This is a genomic window from Acinetobacter sp. NIPH 1852 (assembly GCF_022549455.1).
Taxonomy (GTDB): Bacteria; Pseudomonadota; Gammaproteobacteria; order Pseudomonadales; family Moraxellaceae; genus Acinetobacter.
The window spans coordinates 156,491-174,741 of record NZ_JAKZGG010000001.1 but is presented as its reverse complement, the minus strand read 5'-3'; the positions used below and the strand labels follow the sequence as shown (position 1 = coordinate 174,741).

General features: G+C 41.0%; 15 protein-coding genes. 8 read left to right on the top strand and 7 right to left on the bottom strand.

Going from position 1 to position 18,251, the window contains the following annotated elements; genetic code table 11:
- The first annotated feature begins 7 nt into the window (after window positions 1-7).
- The 4 genes from MMO38_RS00885 to MMO38_RS00870 all read left to right on the top strand — a co-directional run bounded on the left by MMO38_RS00885 (window position 8) and on the right by MMO38_RS00870 (window position 4,121).
- Window positions 8-1,033: a methyltransferase gene (locus MMO38_RS00885; protein ID WP_241322130.1), complete on the top strand. Its 1,026-nt coding sequence runs from the start codon at window positions 8-10 to the stop codon at window positions 1,031-1,033.
- A gap of 9 nt (window positions 1,034-1,042) precedes the next feature.
- A complete protein-coding gene (locus tag MMO38_RS00880; RefSeq protein ID WP_241322128.1) occupies window positions 1,043-2,500 on the top strand; it encodes an amino acid permease in 1,458 nt (485 codons plus the stop codon).
- A 252-nt stretch (window positions 2,501-2,752) separates the two neighbouring features.
- Complete coding sequence (locus MMO38_RS00875) at window positions 2,753-3,958, top strand: RtcB family protein (RefSeq protein ID WP_241322126.1); 1,206 nt, start codon at window positions 2,753-2,755, stop codon at window positions 3,956-3,958.
- A 4-nt stretch (window positions 3,959-3,962) separates the two neighbouring features.
- A complete protein-coding gene (locus MMO38_RS00870) occupies window positions 3,963-4,121 on the top strand; it encodes a hypothetical protein (protein WP_004669472.1) in 159 nt (52 codons plus the stop codon).
- Window positions 4,122-4,240: 119 nt separating this feature from the next.
- On the opposite strand, the gene omp38 (MMO38_RS00865) is transcribed toward MMO38_RS00870, so the two are convergent.
- Both omp38 (MMO38_RS00865) and omp38 (MMO38_RS00860) read right to left on the bottom strand, forming a co-directional pair.
- Window positions 4,241-5,290 (bottom strand): outer membrane protein Omp38, encoded by a 1,050-nt coding sequence (gene omp38 / locus MMO38_RS00865; protein ID WP_241322124.1) that lies wholly within the window; start codon window positions 5,288-5,290, stop codon window positions 4,241-4,243.
- Window positions 5,291-5,734: 444 nt separating this feature from the next.
- Complete coding sequence (omp38, locus tag MMO38_RS00860) at window positions 5,735-6,784, bottom strand: outer membrane protein Omp38 (protein ID WP_241322123.1); 1,050 nt, start codon at window positions 6,782-6,784, stop codon at window positions 5,735-5,737.
- Between the two features lie 390 nt (window positions 6,785-7,174).
- Between omp38 (MMO38_RS00860) and MMO38_RS00855 the strand changes: the two genes are divergently transcribed.
- From MMO38_RS00855 to MMO38_RS00845, 3 genes are all read left to right on the top strand, one after another.
- A complete protein-coding gene (locus MMO38_RS00855) occupies window positions 7,175-7,687 on the top strand; it encodes a GspH/FimT family pseudopilin (RefSeq protein WP_241322122.1) in 513 nt (170 codons plus the stop codon).
- Between the two features lie 130 nt (window positions 7,688-7,817).
- The gene (locus tag MMO38_RS00850; RefSeq protein WP_241322120.1) at window positions 7,818-8,993 is read left to right on the top strand and encodes a thiolase family protein; all 1,176 of its coding nucleotides are present in this window, start codon (window positions 7,818-7,820) and stop codon (window positions 8,991-8,993) included.
- 135 nt (window positions 8,994-9,128) lie between these two features.
- A complete protein-coding gene (locus tag MMO38_RS00845; protein WP_241322118.1) occupies window positions 9,129-9,575 on the top strand; it encodes a VOC family protein in 447 nt (148 codons plus the stop codon).
- Window positions 9,576-9,667: 92 nt separating this feature from the next.
- Here the strand turns inward: MMO38_RS00845 and MMO38_RS00840 are convergent, their stop codons facing one another.
- The 5 genes from MMO38_RS00840 to MMO38_RS00820 form a co-directional block, all read right to left on the bottom strand.
- Window positions 9,668-10,153 (bottom strand): DUF934 domain-containing protein, encoded by a 486-nt coding sequence (locus tag MMO38_RS00840; protein WP_241322117.1) that lies wholly within the window; start codon window positions 10,151-10,153, stop codon window positions 9,668-9,670.
- A complete protein-coding gene (locus MMO38_RS00835) occupies window positions 10,146-11,789 on the bottom strand; it encodes a nitrite/sulfite reductase (protein WP_241322115.1) in 1,644 nt (547 codons plus the stop codon). The genes MMO38_RS00840 and MMO38_RS00835 overlap by 8 nt, the downstream gene beginning before the upstream one ends.
- 170 nt (window positions 11,790-11,959) lie before the next feature.
- On the bottom strand, window positions 11,960-14,365 hold the full coding sequence (locus MMO38_RS00830) for a glucose/quinate/shikimate family membrane-bound PQQ-dependent dehydrogenase (RefSeq protein WP_034595440.1): 2,406 nt from the start codon (window positions 14,363-14,365) through the stop codon (window positions 11,960-11,962).
- A gap of 144 nt (window positions 14,366-14,509) precedes the next feature.
- Window positions 14,510-15,730 (bottom strand): carbohydrate porin, encoded by a 1,221-nt coding sequence (locus MMO38_RS00825; protein WP_241322271.1) that lies wholly within the window; start codon window positions 15,728-15,730, stop codon window positions 14,510-14,512.
- A 144-nt stretch (window positions 15,731-15,874) separates the two neighbouring features.
- On the bottom strand, window positions 15,875-16,993 hold the full coding sequence (locus MMO38_RS00820) for a CaiB/BaiF CoA-transferase family protein (protein WP_241322114.1): 1,119 nt from the start codon (window positions 16,991-16,993) through the stop codon (window positions 15,875-15,877).
- A gap of 213 nt (window positions 16,994-17,206) precedes the next feature.
- On the opposite strand from MMO38_RS00820, the gene MMO38_RS00815 reads away from it, so the two are divergent.
- Complete coding sequence (locus tag MMO38_RS00815; protein WP_004664725.1) at window positions 17,207-18,220, top strand: AraC family transcriptional regulator; 1,014 nt, start codon at window positions 17,207-17,209, stop codon at window positions 18,218-18,220.
- Window positions 18,221-18,251: the final 31 nt, after the last annotated feature.

Below are 18,251 nucleotides of genomic sequence, written 5' to 3'. Positions count from 1 at the left end.
GATCAATATGGATCCACGTAGTGAAGTCGTCTTACGTCAACAAGATTATTTAAATGGGCATATCTTATTGATTAATGCCCCGAATGATCAACTCGCCAAAGAACTACCCAGCCAAGCACAGGCATCTGTATGGACTTGGAACTTTGCTGAGCATCAAGGCTTTTTAAATGCTGGAATTTCATCACATTTCTCAGTTGAATTTCCCAAAGCTGTCTTTGAACAAGTCATTATTTTTGTGCCTAAATCAAAGGAATTGTTGAACTATATTCTGCATGTGGTGGTCAGCCATTTACAGCAAGGTCAGCACGTTTTTCTCGTTGGTGAGAAAAAAGGTGGGGTTGAACGTGCAGCAAAACAATTACAGCAGTATGGTCAAACACAGAAATTAGATAGTGCACGTCACTGTCAACTTTGGCACATGAAAATTGAAAAAACTGAACAATTGAAACCACTAGATCACTGGTTAAAAACCTATACCGTACAAGTGAATCAAGATCGTTTAGAAGTTTGCGCACTGCCCGGTGTATTTAGCCAAGATCATTTGGATATTGGAACGGCCGTATTAGTTCCTTACCTTGATCAAGTAAAATCGGGTAAGATTGCCGACTTTGGCTGCGGTGCTGGGATTATTAGTGCATATTTGGCCAAACTAAATCCACAGCAACAAATTTTTGCGCTTGATATTGATGCATTTGCATTACGGTCAACTGAAATGACGTTTCAGCGAAATGGGCTGAATTTAGATCAGTTACATCTTCAACCTGTAACAGGCTTTGGTGATGCACCCAAAGATTTGGCTGCGATTGTCAGCAATCCGCCTTTCCATCAGGGAATCTATACCGATTACGATGCCAGCGAAGCGCTATGCAAGCTTGCAAAATCACACCTAAAACGTTCAGGTGAATTATGGATCATCGCAAATCGTTTTTTGAATTATCAGCCGCTTATTGAACAAAGCTTTGGTCAATGTGTCATCAAAACTGACCAACAAGGATTCAAGGTGCTGTATGCCAGTGCGAAATATAAAGTTTAAGGAATTTTTATGAGCGAGACATCTGCTCCCCAACACCTTCAGCGTAAGCTCGGCGCTCGCCACCTCAATATGATTGCCATTGGTGGATCAATTGGTACTGGCTTATTCCTTGCTTCAGGCTCTACCATTGCAAATGCTGGCCCTGGTGGTGCATTGCTGGCTTACGCTCTGATTGGTCTGATGATTTATTTCTTGATGACCAGTTTAGGCGAATTGGCAACACACACCCCAACATCAGGTGCATTTTTCACTTATGGTAGTCGTTATGTTGAGCATGGCTTTGGTTTCGCCTTAGGTTGGAATTACTGGTATAACTGGGCCATTACCGTTGCTTTTGAACTCGTCGCTGTACAGTTCATCATGAAATTCTGGTTCCCAGATCTTCCCGGGTTTTACTGGAGTGCGATTTTCCTTGCGATTATTTTTGGGATCAACTCGTTAACAGTTAAAGGCTTTGGTGAGAGCGAGTTCTGGTTCTCCATGATCAAAGTGATTGCAATCATCGTCTTTATTATCATTGGTATTGCCATGATTGTTAAAATCATGCTCACGCCAAATGTTGCCGCTTTTTCCAATTGGACCTATCAAGACGCGCCCTTTGTAGGTGGTCTGCAAGCCATGATTGGTGTAGCAATGATTGCGGGATTCTCTTTCCAAGGTACAGAAATGGTCGGGGTCGCTGCGGGTGAATCAAAAGATCCGAAGAAAACCATTCCTTTAGCAATCAAACAGATTTTTTGGCGTATCCTGTTATTCTATATTCTGTGTATTTTCATCATTGGTACACTGGTCAGTTACGATGATCCAATGCTATTAAAAGCTGCCGCAAGTGAAGATATTGCCTTATCACCTTTCACCTTACTGTATGAAAAAGCAGGCTTTGCTTTTGCAGCCAGTTTGATGAATGCGGTCATTCTCAGTGCGATTTTGTCTGCTGGTAACTCAGGCATGTATTCTTCGACCCGTATGTTGTGGAATATGGCACGTGAAGGTCGTGCCCCTAAACTTTTCTCCAAACTGGATCGTCGTGGCGTACCGATGAATGCACTGTATGCGACAACTGCCGTTGCTGCATTATGTTTTTTGACAACCTTTATGGGCGAAAAGCAAGTCTTTAACTGGTTGCTCAATATGTCAGGTATGTGTGGCTTTATTGTCTGGTTAGGGATTGCGATTTCACACTATCGTTTCCGTAAAGGATATATTTTACAAGGCTACAAGCTGGAAGACCTCGCCTATCGCGCCAAGTTCTTCCCATTTGCACCGTGGTTTGCATTTATTCTTTGCTCAATCATCATCCTTGGTCAAAACTATGAGGCTGTGCTCGGTGGAAAAATTGATTGGCTTGGAGTTTTATCTACCTATATCAGTATTCCTCTATTTTTAGCAATCTGGCTCGGTTATAAGTGGAAACATAAGACCAAACTAATCGCTTATAAAGATATGAATGTGAAAGCAGGTGAATAAATCATTGATTTATACTTGACTGAACAGCAAATATGAGTAGAATCTCTGCTCATATTTTCAACGGCACTATTATAGAGGAGGACAACACATGCCATTACAACTAGGAAACACATTGTAAGATTTGGCACTGTCACCTCACGGACAAGTGGTAAATCTTCATGATCACTTGTCCGAATGTCTATTTAAACCTAGCATTCGCTAGGTTTTTTTATGCCTATTCGGACAAAAAAATAAAATGACCGAGATAAGAAAATGGGCATACAAAAAATACTGAATGCTGATGCTCTATATGGCGTTCCAGTGAAAATCTTCACCAACGACATTGATAGTGAAAGCATTGAACAACTCAAAAAAATGGCACAACTGCAATTTATATATTCACATATTGCAGTGATGCCTGATGTACATGTCGGTAAAGGCGCAACTGTTGGTAGTGTAATTCCCACCAAGCACGCCATTATTCCTGCGGCAGTCGGGGTAGATATTGGCTGCGGTATGAATGCGATTCGACTCAATCTAAAAGCATCACAATTGCCAGATCACCTTGCACCATTGCGACATGCAATCGAACGCAAAGTTCCTGTGGGTTTTGAACTGCATAAACAGATCAAAGCCAAAGCTTCGAGCATTATTCCTTTGGAAAAGCGCTTACAACCCATTATCAAAAAGCATCCGGGTTTGGTGCGAATGTTAAGAAAGTTTGACGCGACGTGGCAGAAACAGCTCGGTACGTTGGGTGGAGGTAATCACTTTATTGAACTGTGCTTAGATGAAAATCAGGACGTCTGGGTAATGTTACACTCGGGTAGCCGAGGTTTAGGTAATGTGATTGGCACATACTTTATTGAACTGGCGAAGAAAGAAGCTCAACATCGTTTTGGTCATGTTCCAGACAAAGATTTAAGTTACTTTGCGGAAGGTTCCAACAGCTTTGATGACTATGTAGAAGCCGTGCAATGGGCACAAGAATATGCTTATGAAAATCGTCGCGAAATGATGCGGTTAATTCTAGAAGCGATCCGTCCACTTCTACCACCCTTTCAAATGACCAAGGAAGCGATTAATTGCCACCACAACTATGTCAGTCGGGAAAATCACTTTGGTGAAGATCTATTCATTACTCGAAAAGGAGCAATTCGAGCAGGTTTAAACGAATTAGGCATTATCCCTGGTTCAATGGGAGCACGCTCTTATATTGTCAAAGGCAAGGCCAATCCTGAATCGTTCTGCTCATGTTCACATGGTGCTGGACGGAAAATGAGTCGCAATAAAGCGAAGTTACTGTTTAGCCAAGAGGATCTTATTCAACAAACCCAAGGCATTGAATGCCGCAAAGATGCGGGAGTGATTGATGAAATCCCAAGCGCATACAAAGATATTGATCAAGTGATGGCAAACCAATCAGAACTGATCGAAATCGTGCATACACTTAAACAAATTTTATGTATCAAAGGATAATCAAATGAAACTGAAAGAAATGCCAAAAATCAAAGTTCGCAATCCTGTAGCTTTGTCCCCTTTACTAAAGAAAGGAGGGATTCACGAAACAGAAAAGCCACGCGCACAACACCGTCGTGATCGTCAACAAGCCAAACAACAATTGAATAAAGGTGTTTGGTAGACATAGCCTTTGATCAAATGAGTAAGACTGAGGAGAAATAAAATGAATATTTACAGCGTATCGACAATAAAAAAAGCGACTCAAACGAGTCGCTTTTTTATAATTTCAATAACTTGAAATTATTGACCTGGTTGAACTAAAACAGTACGGCTACCAGAAATCGCAGCGAATACGCGACGGTTCATAGCACGACCTTCTTTAGTTTTGTTGTCAGCAATCGGTTGATCCCAAGCGAAACCTTGAGTTGACAAACGAGATGCATCAACGTTGTATTCATTTACAAGTGATGATTTAACAGAGTTAGCACGAGCCAATGATAAACGTTCGTTTAATGCACGTGGACCAGTGTTATCTGTGTGACCTTCAATACGAGCAGTCGCATTCGGGTACTCAGCTAACTTCTCTGCTACTTTCGCAATTTCAGACTTATATTGTGGCTTGATGTCTGATTTGTTTGTATCAAAGAATACACGAAGTTCCATGTTAAGATCTTCGGTCAACTCTTGTGGCTGTGGAGCAACTGGAGTTGGTTCAACTGGAGCAACTTCTACGACTGGCGCAGCAGGCTTCAAGTGACCACCAAGAACTACGTTTAAACCAGCAAGTGCTGTATAGTTCCAGAAGTCTTCATCGATGTTATAAGTACCACGAGCTTCAGTACGAAGAGATAAAGCATCGTTCAAGCGCCAGAAAGCACCGATACCAGCATTACCTAAAGTACCTTCTTCTTTCAAACCACGACCAGCACGACCTAACTGAGTATCAGTTGCATCGGTGAACGAGTATTTATAGTGACCAGCACCTAATAAAACATAAGGTTTGATTTTGCTGTCATAGTTTTTAGTGATCAAATCAGAAGTAACATAGAAGTTACCATTGATTTGTTGTTGCTTATATTCAGAGTTAGCAGCAGCGCCATCAACGTCGCCTTTAACTTGGTTATATTCAACTTCAAAACCTAACCAAGGTGTTAATTCCACACCAATAGCAGCACCAACGAATAAATCGTCTTGTAATTCAGCGCTGCTAGTTAAGTTTTCAGAACCATTGTTGTGCTTACTGTCTTGGAATGTGTAACCAAGCAATAATGGAGTAATTGTTACGCCCGCATTAGCAGCAGCTAAAGGAGCAGCAACAAGCATAGCAAGTGCAATACGACTCAATTTCATGGATAACCTCCAAAAAAAAAATTTGTTTGTTTTCTAAACTTAATCAATTTTGAATACTGAGAAATAGCCTTGTTGTATCTTTTTCAGGTATTCACTTTATGTTGAATCATACAAATACCCAGTCAATTTTCCAAGTATTTAATACCATTTAGCTAGCAGCCACAGAAAAACGACTTATTTCTCTTCCAAAAATCTAGAAAACGCTAATCTGACAATACCCAATAAAGCTGTGAGAGATTATCACTTTTTAATCAAAACATTAACAAGATATCATAATTTTTTTTAATAAAACTAAATAGTCCTCACAATCTATCCAGCATTAAGACAAGATTATTCTAGTTTTTAGCCATTATGTTTACTTTTACATCAATACCACAAAACGTTTATATCCATAAAAAAAGCGACTCAAACGAGTCGCTTTTTTATAATTTCAATAACTTGAAATTATTGACCTGGTTGAACTAAAACAGTACGGCTACCAGAAATCGCAGCGAATACGCGACGGTTCATAGCACGACCTTCTTTAGTTTTGTTGTCAGCAATCGGTTGATCCCAAGCGAAACCTTGAGTTGACAAACGAGATGCATCAACGTTGTATTCATTTACAAGTGATGATTTAACAGAGTTAGCACGAGCCAATGATAAACGTTCGTTTAATGCACGTGGACCAGTGTTATCTGTGTGACCTTCAATACGAGCAGTCGCATTCGGGTACTCAGCTAACTTCTCTGCTACTTTCGCAATTTCAGACTTATATTGTGGCTTGATGTCTGATTTGTTTGTATCAAAGAATACACGAAGTTCCATGTTAAGATCTTCGGTCAACTCTTGTGGCTGTGGAGCAACTGGAGTTGGTTCAACTGGAGCAACTTCTACGACTGGCGCAGCAGGCTTCAAGTGACCACCAAGAACTACGTTTAAACCAGCAAGTGCTGTATAGTTCCAGAAGTCTTCATCGATGTTATAAGTACCACGAGCTTCAGTACGAAGAGATAAAGCATCGTTCAAGCGCCAGAAAGCACCGATACCAGCATTACCTAAAGTACCTTCTTCTTTCAAACCACGACCAGCACGACCTAACTGAGTATCAGTTGCATCGGTGAACGAGTATTTATAGTGACCAGCACCTAATAAAACATAAGGTTTGATTTTGCTGTCATAGTTTTTAGTGATCAAATCAGAAGTAACATAGAAGTTACCGTTGATTTGTTGTTGCTTATATTCAGAGTTAGCAGCAGCGCTATCTACGTCGCCTTTAACTTGGTTATATTCAACTTCAAAACCTAACCAAGGTGTTAATTCCACACCGATAGCAGCACCAACGAATAAATCGTCTTGTAATTCACCGCTAGTAGTTAAATGATCACCACCATTGTTGTGTTTAGTGTCTTGGAATGTGTAACCAAGCAATAATGGAGTAATTGTTACACCCGCATTAGCAGCAGCTAAGGGAGCAGCAACAAGCATAGCAAGTGCGATACGACTCAATTTCATGGATATCCTCCAGAGATAACAATTGTTTGTTGTTCAAGCTCAGCCTATGATTTTTGGCCCCTGAGAACAAGGTATGTTCTACAGTATTTTTTTTAAGCTATTCACTTCACTTTGAATCATACAAACACTTGATGAATTTTCCAAGTGCTTGATAACCTTAACCTCGTAAATTATTGACAAATTTTCTTACAATTTCCGTTGTAGTTCAGTAATTTTTAATTCAAAGCGATAGAGAGAATAGCTTATTGTTCACTGTCTTTGATTTTAGCAGTCTTTGCAGTACGAAGTAATCATTAGTTTGTCTAAATACTAAACTTAACCGAATAAATACAGTCTTTACTTAACACTTTGTTAATAAAAAAATTACAGAAATATTATATGGGTCAAACAATGTTTAAAATTTTAGGTCTCACAATCAGTGAATTAATCACGTGTATCGCAATTTTTGCAATTTTAGTGTGTCTCAGTCTACCCCATTTTAATGACTTAATGATGTCAAATGAAGCCATTCAACTCAAAAGAACACTCACAATTCATATACAAAAATCAAAATCTGATGCACAAACCTATCGAAGAAATGTGACGCTGTGCGCAAGTCAAGATTTATTGACCTGTGATCGGGATTGGAATAAAGGATTTATAAGCTTCATTGATACAAATAACAATCGACAACGTGATCCCAGTGAGACCCTCCTCTACGCCACACCACTCAACTATAAATATGGAAGCTTAGACTGGAGAGGTACACTAAGAATCAATTCGATTACTTTCCAAGGCGATAGTGGGTTACCGAGAGGTTCAAATGGCAGTTTCTTTTATTGTGCAAATTCCCCCAAATATCATACGCGAATAAAATTAAGCCAAATGGGTCAAATTACCCCTGAACCTCTAGCCACTTGCTAAGAACTGTTCAGTCTAGCTTAAGCGATGTAAAACACTTTCTTCATTGCTTTTTTTTACTATACTGCATAGGTTTTGAACATTCTCTGCAAACGAATTATTTGCTACAAACTATAAAGTCTGGAGACACATAATGACTGACATCGTAATTGTCAACGGCGCTCGTACAGCAATGGGCGGCTTCCAAGGTGCATTATCAAGCGCAACTACACCTGAATTAGGTGCAATCACAATTAAAGAAGCAATTGCTCGCTCAGGCCTACAACCCACTGATGTAGAAGAAGTCATCATGGGTTGCGTTTTACCAGCAGGCTTAAAACAAGGCCCTGCTCGCCAAGCAATGCGTAAAGCAGGTCTGCCAGACTCTACAGGTGCCGTGACCATCAATAAACTGTGTGGTTCAGGCATGAAAGCCGTCATGCAAGCAGCCGATATGATTAAAGCTGGCAGTGCAGAAATCGTTGTTGCGGGCGGTATGGAGTCAATGACCAACGCACCTTATGTTTTACCAAAAGCGCGTGCCGGTTATCGCATGGGACATGGTGAAATTAAAGATCACATGTTCTTGGATGGTTTAGAAGATGCTGAAACTGGTCGTTTAATGGGTTCATTTGCGCAAGATATGGCAAACAAGCGCAGTTATACACGTGAGCAAATGGATGACTTTGCTATCCGTTCATTGAAGCGTGCACAAAAAGCCATTACTGAAGGCTATTTCAAAGACGAAATCGTTGCAGTCACCGTATCGAGCCGCAAAGGTGATGTTGTGGTTGATCAAGATGAACAGCCTTTAAATGCAAAAATTGATAAAATTCCAAGTTTAAAACCTGCTTTTGCGAAAGATGGAACGATCACAGCAGCCAATGCCAGCTCAATTTCTGATGGTGCATCTGCTTTAGTATTAACATCAAGTGATGTTGCTGCTCAGCGTGGTTTACAACCTTTAGCAAAAATCGTAGCAACGGCTTCAAACTCTCAACATCCATCTGAATTTACCATTGCGCCAGTTGGTGCAATCGAAAAAGTCTTGAAAAAGGCAGGTTGGGATGCACAAGACGTTGATCTATGGGAAATCAATGAAGCGTTTGCAATGGTCACTATGTGCCCAATCGATGATTTCAAACTCGATGCAGAAAAAGTCAATATCAATGGTGGTGCATGTGCACTTGGTCACCCTGTGGGTTCTACAGGTTCACGTATCATCCTGACACTGATCCATGCGCTTAAACGTACTGGCGGTAAGAAAGGTGTTGCGGCACTTTGTATCGGTGGTGGTGAAGCAACGGCGGTTGCGATCGAATTGATCTAAGTTCTAACCGATTCTATAAAAGGTCTTGCTTCATGCAGGATCTTTTATTTTCAGAATTACAAAATAATAATCAACCAATCGTTAAATTCCCGCTATGTTATGCATTGTATAAAAAAACAACAATGGAGCTATCCTATGCAACTGAATCATTATTTAAATTTTCAAGGACAAACCGAACAAGCATTTAACTTTTACAAATCAGTTTTTGGTGGTGAATTTGCAATGATCAGCCGCTATGGTGACTTACCACCGGAAGAAGGTGTGACGTTCACCGAAGAAGAAAAAAACTCCATTCTCCATGTCTCTTTACCGATCAATGACTTCACGGTACTTATGGCTTCAGATACAAATGATCAATTTTGTGCCCCAAACAGTGTATTTACGCAAGGGAATAATCACTATATATCCATCAATTTAGATGCGGATGAAATGGATGAGGCTAAACGTTTATTTGATGCCCTTTCTGTCAATGGCCAAATCGAAATGCCGCTAGAACAGACCTTTTGGGGCGCACTGTATGGTGCTTTTACCGATCAATTTGGCGTGAAATGGATGGTGAACTGTCAACTTGACGGTGAATAACCCTCTACCAACATCCTGCTGATGATTTCATCCGACTATCCATCCATAAAAAAAGCTGAACCGTAGTTCAGCTTTTTTTATTTTCAGACGACTTATGCACCAGTCTGATAACTTGCTTGTGGTACAGCCGTCGAAGCTTGATAAGGATTGGTAAAATCTTGAAGCCCAGCAGCCGCTTCATGAATATCCTTACCTTCTTTCACAACAAAGGTATCGAATCCAGAGCGTTTTAAATAATTTAAAACATCCTTAAAGATATCGCCCACCGCACGTAATTCACCTTGGTAACCTTGACGACGCAATAACGCAGCAAATGAATAACCACGACCATCGTTAAAGCCAGCAAACTCAATGAAAATGGCATCAAAATCATTTAATGGAAATTGATGCGTTTCAGGAGAATCATTCACGGTCAAATAAAGTGCTTTTTTACCTTGTATATTTGCCAATTGATCGATTTGCGCAGTTGTTACAACCACATCACCTTGAGGAATCACACCATCTTCAGCGATGACTTGATAAGTATTGTCGGCAATGGTGCAATCTTTAGAAAGCACTTGTAGCGTTGTATTAAGCATAAGCACGCTCCTTAAATGGTTGAATCCCCACACGACGATAGGTATCGATAAAACGCTCACCTTCTGTACGTAAATCAAGATAAGTATTCAAAATCTCTTCAATCACATCAGGGACAACGTCCGCAGCAAAAGATGGCCCTAAAATATCACCAATCGATGCATCATGATCTGCATGACCACCTAAAGTGATTTGATAGAACTCTGCACCTTTTTTATCGACACCGAGGATTCCGATATTACCGACATGGTGATGACCACAGGCATTCATACAACCAGAGATATTCAGATCAAGTTCGCCTAGATTGTAAACAGTATCTAAGTCATCAAAACGACGTGTAATCGCTTCTGAAATTGGAATCGATTTGGCATTTGCCAATGAACAGAAATCACCACCCGGACAGCAAATGATGTCCGTAATAAAACCAATATGCGCACGCGCCATATCGTTCTGGTCAAGTGTTTGCCACAATTCGAACAAATCTTTTTGTGGAACATCAACCAGTGAAATATTCTGTTCGTGTGTGGTACGGAACTCACCAAAAGTATACTTATCCGCTAAATCTGCGATTAAGTTCATTTCTTCAGAAGTTACATCACCTGGTGCAATACCTGCCCGTTTCAAAGAAATCGTCACGATACGATAGCCTTTAACCTTATGGGCATTGGTGTTGACGTTAAACCATTGTTTGAATTTTGGATACTCAGCAAACAATGCAGTAAAATCTTGGTCTTCTAAAGCTTGATAATCAAATGGCGTGAATTCTTGATCTAACTTTTTCAAGATTTCAGGTTGAATCTTTAATGCTTCACGGGTGTGTTCAAATTCAGCTTCAACTTTTTGTGCAAATACTTCAGGCGTTAATGCTTTAACTAAGATTTTGATACGCGCTTTATACTTGTTATCACGTCGACCATGTAAGTTGTAGACACGTAAGGTTGCCTCTAAATAAGCAATCAAATCTTCACGTGGTAAAAATTCACGAATGACATTACCAATAATTGGTGTACGACCTAAACCACCACCAACCATAATTTTATAACCCATTTCGCCTGCTTCATTACGTACCAGATAAATACCAATATCGTGGAATGCAGTTGCCGCGCGATCTTTTTCTTCTAAAGCAGAAACAGCGATCTTGAATTTACGAGGTAAAAAGGCAAACTCAGGATGGAAAGTACTCCACTGGCGAATTAATTCACAGGTCGGACGTGGATCAGCCACCTCACCTGCAACCACACCTGCAAATTGGTCAGTTGTGGTGTTACGAATACAGTTACCAGAGGTTTGAACAGCATGCATTTGCACAGTTGCAAGTTCAGCAAGAATATCAGGCACATTTTCTAATGCAGGCCAGTTCAACTGGATATTTTGACGTGTTGATACGTGAGCATAACCACGGTCATATTCAGTCGCAATTTCTGCAAGTTTACGTAACTGTTTAGAATTCATTAAGCCATACGGCACAGCGATACGCAGCATTGGCGCATAGCGTTGCACATATAAACCATTTTGCAAACGTAATGGACGGTACTCATCTTCAGTCAATTTTCCCGCTAAATAGCGTTCTGTTTGATCACGGAACTGAGCAACACGTTGATTAATCAATTGTTGATCGAAATCAGTATATAAATACATGGCGTACGGCTAGTAAATTCATGATAAAGGCGACTAGCATAACCAGCTTTCCTTCATCAACAAAATGCTTTTTTTGCATATTTAATAACTGTTTTATTGATAAGCCTATATGACGACCCACAAAAAAGCCCAGATGAATCTGGGCTTTCTTACATTATTTCTAAAAGAAGTTATTTTTTCTCTGGCAATGCATACGCAACGAGATAGTCGCCCATTTTGGTACCAAATGAACCATGTCCACCAGCCATAATCACCACGTATTGTTTGCCATTAATTTCATATGTCATTGGTGTTGCTTGTCCACCCGCAGGTAAACGCGCTTCCCATAACTTATCACCATTACTGACATTAAATGCGCGAATGTAATTATCTTGTGTCGCTGCAACGAACATCACATTACCCGCAGTCGACATTGGACCGCCTAATCCCGGCACACCAATTTTCACAGGTGGTAATTGGAATAACGTTGGCAAACTATCACGAATCGTACCGATACGTTTCTTCCAAACCACATCATGGGTCTTCAAGTCAACACCAGCGACAAAGCCCCAAGCTGGTTGCTTACATGGCAAGCCAAATGGTGAGAGGAACGGGCTAATATCAACACCATAAGGCGTACCATACATTGGCTGCATACCGTGTTCAGTACCCGCACCACGCGCAACCGCTTGACGATTTGGGTCTGCTGGTATTAAACGACTTACAAACGGTAAGCCAATTGGATTCATGACTGCAACTTGACGATCCGCATTGACTGACATGCCGCCCCACTCAAACACACCTAAGTTACCCGGGAAAACCAAAGTGCCATTTTCAGATGGTGGCGTATAAATACCATCGTAGTTCAGACGTTTAAATTTCACACGACACATGAGCTGATCAAACATCGTGGCACCCCACATGTCTTTATCAGTTAACTTATCTTTCGGTGCTAAATTAAAGTCAGAGAACGGCTGAGTTTTTGAGTAAAACTCACCTTTGGTTTGTGGTCCCCATTTCACTGTTTGCGGTACTGGTTTCTCATTAATCGGTACAACAGTCTCACCAGTACGGCGATCTAACACAAATACATTACCTGTTTTTGTTAATACATAAATCGCAGGAATGGTTTGACCAGATTTATCTTGAATATCAGCGAGCGAAGGTTGCGATGGTACATCCATATCCCACAAATCATGATGTGTGGTTTGGAAATGCCAGACCAACTTACCTGTAGTTGCGTTAATTGCGAGCATGGAGTTGGCATAACGCTCTTTTAACTCAGTACGATCTCCACCCCAAATATCAGGGGTACCCACACCTGTCGGCACGTAGACAATATCAAGTTTTGCGTCATAGGCAAGTGGCGCCCATGCATTCGGAGAGTTGTGAACAAAAGTTCCACCCTCACCTGGCAATGCATTTGGATTTTCAGCACCAGTATCAAATGCCCACAGCAATTTACCTGTATTTACATCATAACCACGAATGACACCAGATGGTTCTTTATTCGAGTGGTTATCTGTCACAGAGCCTGCAATCACTACAGTTGTACCTGATACAACTCCCGGTGAAGTCGGGTTATAGCCACCCGGATAGGCAAAAGGCATAAAGGCTTGTAAATCGACTTCACCATTGTCACCAAAGTCAGAGCATGCTTTACCCGTATCTGCATTGACCGCAACCAAACGACCATCATTGACAGGAACAAAGACTTTACGCGGACATTCTGTCGAACTTGATTTTTTAGCCTGTAAGCTTGTTGCAAACTTGGTGGTATTATCCGCATCGTAGTACATCACACCACGACAGGTTAAGTGTTGGAAGGTTTTATCCGTTTTCAGTTTTGGATCAAAGCGCCATTTTTCTTGACCAGTTGCAGGATCAATCGCAATTAAATGCTGATGTGGCGTACACATAAACAGATTATTACCAATTTTGATCGGTGTAACCTGATTGGTGGTTTCACCTGAATCATTTTCGGTTCTAAAATCACCAGTACGGAAAGTCCAAGCAACTTTCAAATCTTTGACATTTTGGTCATTAATCTGTGCAAGTGGAGAATAACGCTCGCCACCTTGGCTACGACCATAAGCTGGCCAATCCTCAGGTGCAATCCCTTCAAGCGCTTTTGCTTGTTCAGGTTGCGGTGTTTCGATCACACCATTGATTTCTTGTGGATCATTAAAGATCGAATACACCATTACCACGATAGCAATCGCCAAAGTAGAGGATAATGCAACTTTACTTGAGGTCAGATTATCAATTCCTCGCGTTACCGCAGGAACTAAAAGCCACAAGCCTAATATACCTAATATATCTAGACGTGGTGCTAGTGCCCAAAAGTCAGTACCAACTTCCCAAACACCCCACACCACACTGCCTAACATCAAAGCTGCATAAACCCATAAAGGTCCAGATGCGCGCTTATACAGTTGCACTGCTACGATAAGCAACAACACACCAGCAATTACATAATAAAAAGACCCGCCGATTGCTGCGAGCCAGATACCGCCAACGAGCAAGAACAATGCAATGAGGGCAAGAATTATTACCGTCAATGTTCTAAGCCCCGATTTTGAAGCAGATTGATTCATACGATCACCTTGCATCTTTTGTATTTTGAGGTCCATCAACAAGACAATCAATCTTGCGAATGGTCGAGTTCAAATCACAACGAAAAACCTTGCAGATCTCACCCAATAGATGAATCAAATCTGCAAAATTTTTCGAATGTAGAATTAGAAAATAGTTTGGAACTTAATGCCGCCAACCCACGTTTTATCGCCATTCTTCAATGCACCCACATGGTGTACATATTGAATATTTGGTCGAATGGTTAGCCAGTTAGTCGCATGAATGCCGTAATACAATTCAGTGTTGTATTCTTCATTCAATAAACTGTTGTTTTTGTCATTGGCATGAATACGCGCAACACCCAAAGCAAGTTCGTCTTGGGGACGTTGATCAAGTAAGCCTTTATAAATCAAACCGACATTTTGCATGTCTTTGACTGAGTTGGTTTTAGAATCATGCACCGTGACATTGACGAAACCTGTTAGACCACGATCAGATTGACCATCATGACGGGTTAACTGTTGCTTGGCAGTAAACCAACCACCCTGCTTATGTGAAGTTTTCGCTGGATTCGCAATTTCTTCTGCATCCGCTGTACTGTAGTAATAGCCAAAACGGTACTCACCAGCTAAAGCAAGCGCACCTAACTTTGGTGTCCAAACAAGTTCTGCGGGAATAATCGCGCCATGTGAGCCATCAGTACTTAAGTTGAAGCCCTTGCCGCGCTGTAAGTTTTCAGGGTTATATTCATATGCCCCAATTTGCGCATAAAGGTCAGGCTGTAAATTGTATTTCACACGCAATGCCCACTGACTCACTGGCCAGTTATACCATTGGTCGCCAACCCAGTTACCGACTTGTGAACCACATAGCGCTAAGTTTTGGAAATCACAATCAAAACTGTTGAAATCCGCACCTTCGCCAAAACGACCAACCTTAATATCCAGCGCTTGATCTAAAAATTTCTTTTTGATCCACAATTCAGTTAAGCGCCAAGTTTGACCACGTCCCCAGACTTCTTGTGCAGAACTTAAGTGTCCTTGCAGACCATTTGCAGTTTGTGACAAAGACTGACCATCACGATAAGTTAAAGTGAGTTGTGCTTCGGTATCTTCCCAACCTAAAATTTTATTTAGATCAAGATGTGTACCTAAGGCAAGTTGACCAGTATATTCACTACCATGACTAGAATGCTGTTTGGAGTCTAAAATTCCCGCGAATTCACCCGTGTAATCTGCAGAAAACTGATAACCCTGTTCTTGTAACGCCGTGCGTTGACCGTTCCAATCACCAAACATCCACTGGCCATTTGGATCAAATGCTGCGGCTGCTTGAGTATGATGTGAAAAAAGACTCAATGATAGAACGGATAAACAAGAAACAATCATAGATTTAGAGATTGTCATGTTTACGTAACCTTTTATGTTATTGTCTATAAAAGGTTACTCCGATTTTTAAATAACAATTTATTCAAAATGTTAACAATCTGTACAATATTTTAACAATCAGTGATTATATGCACATATTTTCTACCATTTACCCTCTCCCAAGCCCTGACCAATAAAAGTATATTGCATTTTGGAGCGAGAAAATTGAATCGGACAACCCAATTGAGGTTCGGTCTGTTCAGCATTCTCAGATACCGGAACATCCACGACCCAACCGCGTTGTTGAGCAATTGTCGATACCAATGCCTCATCAAGACTCAATACAGGTTCTACGCAAATATCTAAGGCCTGAAATATTGACTGCCAAACTGCGAAGTCTTGAGTTTTAAATTTATCTTTTAAAGCTTGTTTTACTGTTTGACGATCTTCTGGATCAAATGATGTGCCTTTTGCCATCAAAATAGGTAGCTCTAATGCTGCTGCTAAACCCGCCATAAACTGTGGTTCTAAACTGCCTACAGAAAAATAGCGACCATCTTTAGTTTCATAATAGTCATAGAAACTCGCACCGTTTAACATTCCTGCTTCAGGTGCTTGTGGTGTTTTCCCAGCAAGAATGGCTGAAGCCGCCATACTATTTAAACTCGCCACACAATCGGTCATGGAAATATCTATATATTGTCCTAAACCACTGCGCTGCCGCTCGACAACTGCGGCTAAGATTCCAATCACCGCATGTAGAGAACCACCTGCAACATCAGCAATTTGAATCCCCAGTGGCGGTGGCCCACTATCTTGACGTCCACTATGACCTGAAATACCTGCAAGCGCTAAATAATTGATATCATGCCCCGCTCGATCCTTATATCCTCCCGTTTGACCATAGCCCGTAATCGAACAATAAATTAAACGTGGATTTATCTCTGCCAAGGTTTCATAATCCAAACCTAGACGGCGCATTACATCGGGACGGAACTGCTCAAGCACAATATCAAACTCAGAAATTTTATTTTTGATCAGTTCAATATTTGCCGCATCTTTCAAATCTAGTGCAATCGACTGCTTATTTCGGTTGAGATAACTGTGTGCAGTGGCTTGACCATTGGCATAGGGTGGCATAATCCTTACAAGATCTGGACGCGTTGGAGATTCAACATGGATCACTTCTGCACCCATGTCTGCTAGATACATACTGGCAAATGGACCGGGTAATAATGTGGAAAAATCTAGGACTTTCAATCCCTTTAGTGCAGATGGCATAATAATTTTTACTCAATTTGTTCAAATTTTCTTTTATACTAGGTGTGGATAAACACAAAAACAATGTCATGTTCAGCCATTTACCTTGATAGTTTCGGCAATTTAACATGTACGCATTGGGCAATTATTTTTATTGTCAATTGCCCAATTTGATATTTTAGACGGTTATTTAGGTCAATTATCGTGAATAGTAAAGAAACTGAAGGATTCAATATGAGCCGTGATACGATCAGCATCCACTTCGTGAATGCGGCTTTAACAGGTGTAAAACGCCTAGGCATGGACGTTGAAACATTACTTTCACATGTCGGTATAGAGGCTGAGCTGCTGCGACAACCCAAAGCACGGATCTCCCCAGAGCAGTACACTCGCTTTGTCAAAATGTTATGGATGGTCACCCAAGACGAGCATGTTGGTTTCGATGTCCAACCGCGTCGTTTAGGTACATTTGCCATCATGTGCCAATTAATAATTCACTCGAAGACACTTGGACAAGCACTTGAGCTGTCATCCCAATTCTACAAACTGTTTGGTGATGAATGGTCAGTAAGCTTAGAACGCGATAAACATGAAGCGCGTTTGGTTCCACATATTCCTAAAGCATTAGACCCAGATCATTTCATCACTGAAAGTATGTTGATGATTTGGCATGGACTTGCCTCATGGTTGATTGAACGTCGTTTACCATTAGAACGTGTTCATTTTGGTTATGAACGTCCAAATCATGCCGATGAATATGATGCACTGTTTTTTGCGCCTGTGATGCAATTCGACGCACCACGCACCGAAATTACTTTTGCCGCAGATTATCTTGATTTACCCATTCGTCAAGATGACAAAACCTTGGAAGAATTCTTGAAAGCTGCGCCAGCTCAGTTATTGGTGAAATTCAAAAACACCAACTCGCTGACGTCACGTATTCGTGATGTGCTAAAAAGCCAAATCGGCGAAGAGATGCCGACACTCAATGATGTTGCGTCAATGTTGTATTTATCTCCACAAACCTTGCGTCGTCGTTTAGCTGCCGAAGGTAAGAGTTATCAAGGTGTGAAAGACGCATTACGTCGTGACGCTGCGATTCACTTATTGTTGACGCCGAATCTCACCCTTGAAGATGTTGCTCAACAAGTCGGCTTTAGTGAAACCAGTACTTTCCACCGTGCCTTCAAGAAATGGACAGGTGTCACGCCGGGTTTATATCGCCAGTTGCATGGACATCATTCTTAATCAATTTTATAGATAGCCTGAGAATATTCAG

Bases quoted from the DNA above. Each gene is read 5' to 3' on its own strand.
- MMO38_RS00885 (WP_241322130.1), top strand. From the start codon at position 8: ATGGATCCACGTAGTGAAGTCGTCTTACGTCAACAAGATTATTTAAAT.
- MMO38_RS00880 (WP_241322128.1), top strand. From the start codon at position 1,043: ATGAGCGAGACATCTGCTCCCCAACACCTTCAGCGTAAGCTCGGCGCT.
- MMO38_RS00875 (WP_241322126.1), top strand. From the start codon at position 2,753: ATGGGCATACAAAAAATACTGAATGCTGATGCTCTATATGGCGTTCCA.
- MMO38_RS00870 (WP_004669472.1), top strand. From the start codon at position 3,963: ATGAAACTGAAAGAAATGCCAAAAATCAAAGTTCGCAATCCTGTAGCT.
- omp38 (WP_241322124.1), bottom strand. From the start codon at position 5,290: ATGAAATTGAGTCGTATTGCACTTGCTATGCTTGTTGCTGCTCCTTTA.
- omp38 (WP_241322123.1), bottom strand. From the start codon at position 6,784: ATGAAATTGAGTCGTATCGCACTTGCTATGCTTGTTGCTGCTCCCTTA.
- MMO38_RS00855 (WP_241322122.1), top strand. From the start codon at position 7,175: ATGTTTAAAATTTTAGGTCTCACAATCAGTGAATTAATCACGTGTATC.
- MMO38_RS00850 (WP_241322120.1), top strand. From the start codon at position 7,818: ATGACTGACATCGTAATTGTCAACGGCGCTCGTACAGCAATGGGCGGC.
- MMO38_RS00845 (WP_241322118.1), top strand. From the start codon at position 9,129: ATGCAACTGAATCATTATTTAAATTTTCAAGGACAAACCGAACAAGCA.
- MMO38_RS00840 (WP_241322117.1), bottom strand. From the start codon at position 10,153: ATGCTTAATACAACGCTACAAGTGCTTTCTAAAGATTGCACCATTGCC.
- MMO38_RS00835 (WP_241322115.1), bottom strand. From the start codon at position 11,789: ATGTATTTATATACTGATTTCGATCAACAATTGATTAATCAACGTGTT.
- MMO38_RS00830 (WP_034595440.1), bottom strand. From the start codon at position 14,365: ATGAATCAATCTGCTTCAAAATCGGGGCTTAGAACATTGACGGTAATA.
- MMO38_RS00820 (WP_241322114.1), bottom strand. From the start codon at position 16,993: ATGCCATCTGCACTAAAGGGATTGAAAGTCCTAGATTTTTCCACATTA.
- MMO38_RS00815 (WP_004664725.1), top strand. From the start codon at position 17,207: ATGAGCCGTGATACGATCAGCATCCACTTCGTGAATGCGGCTTTAACA.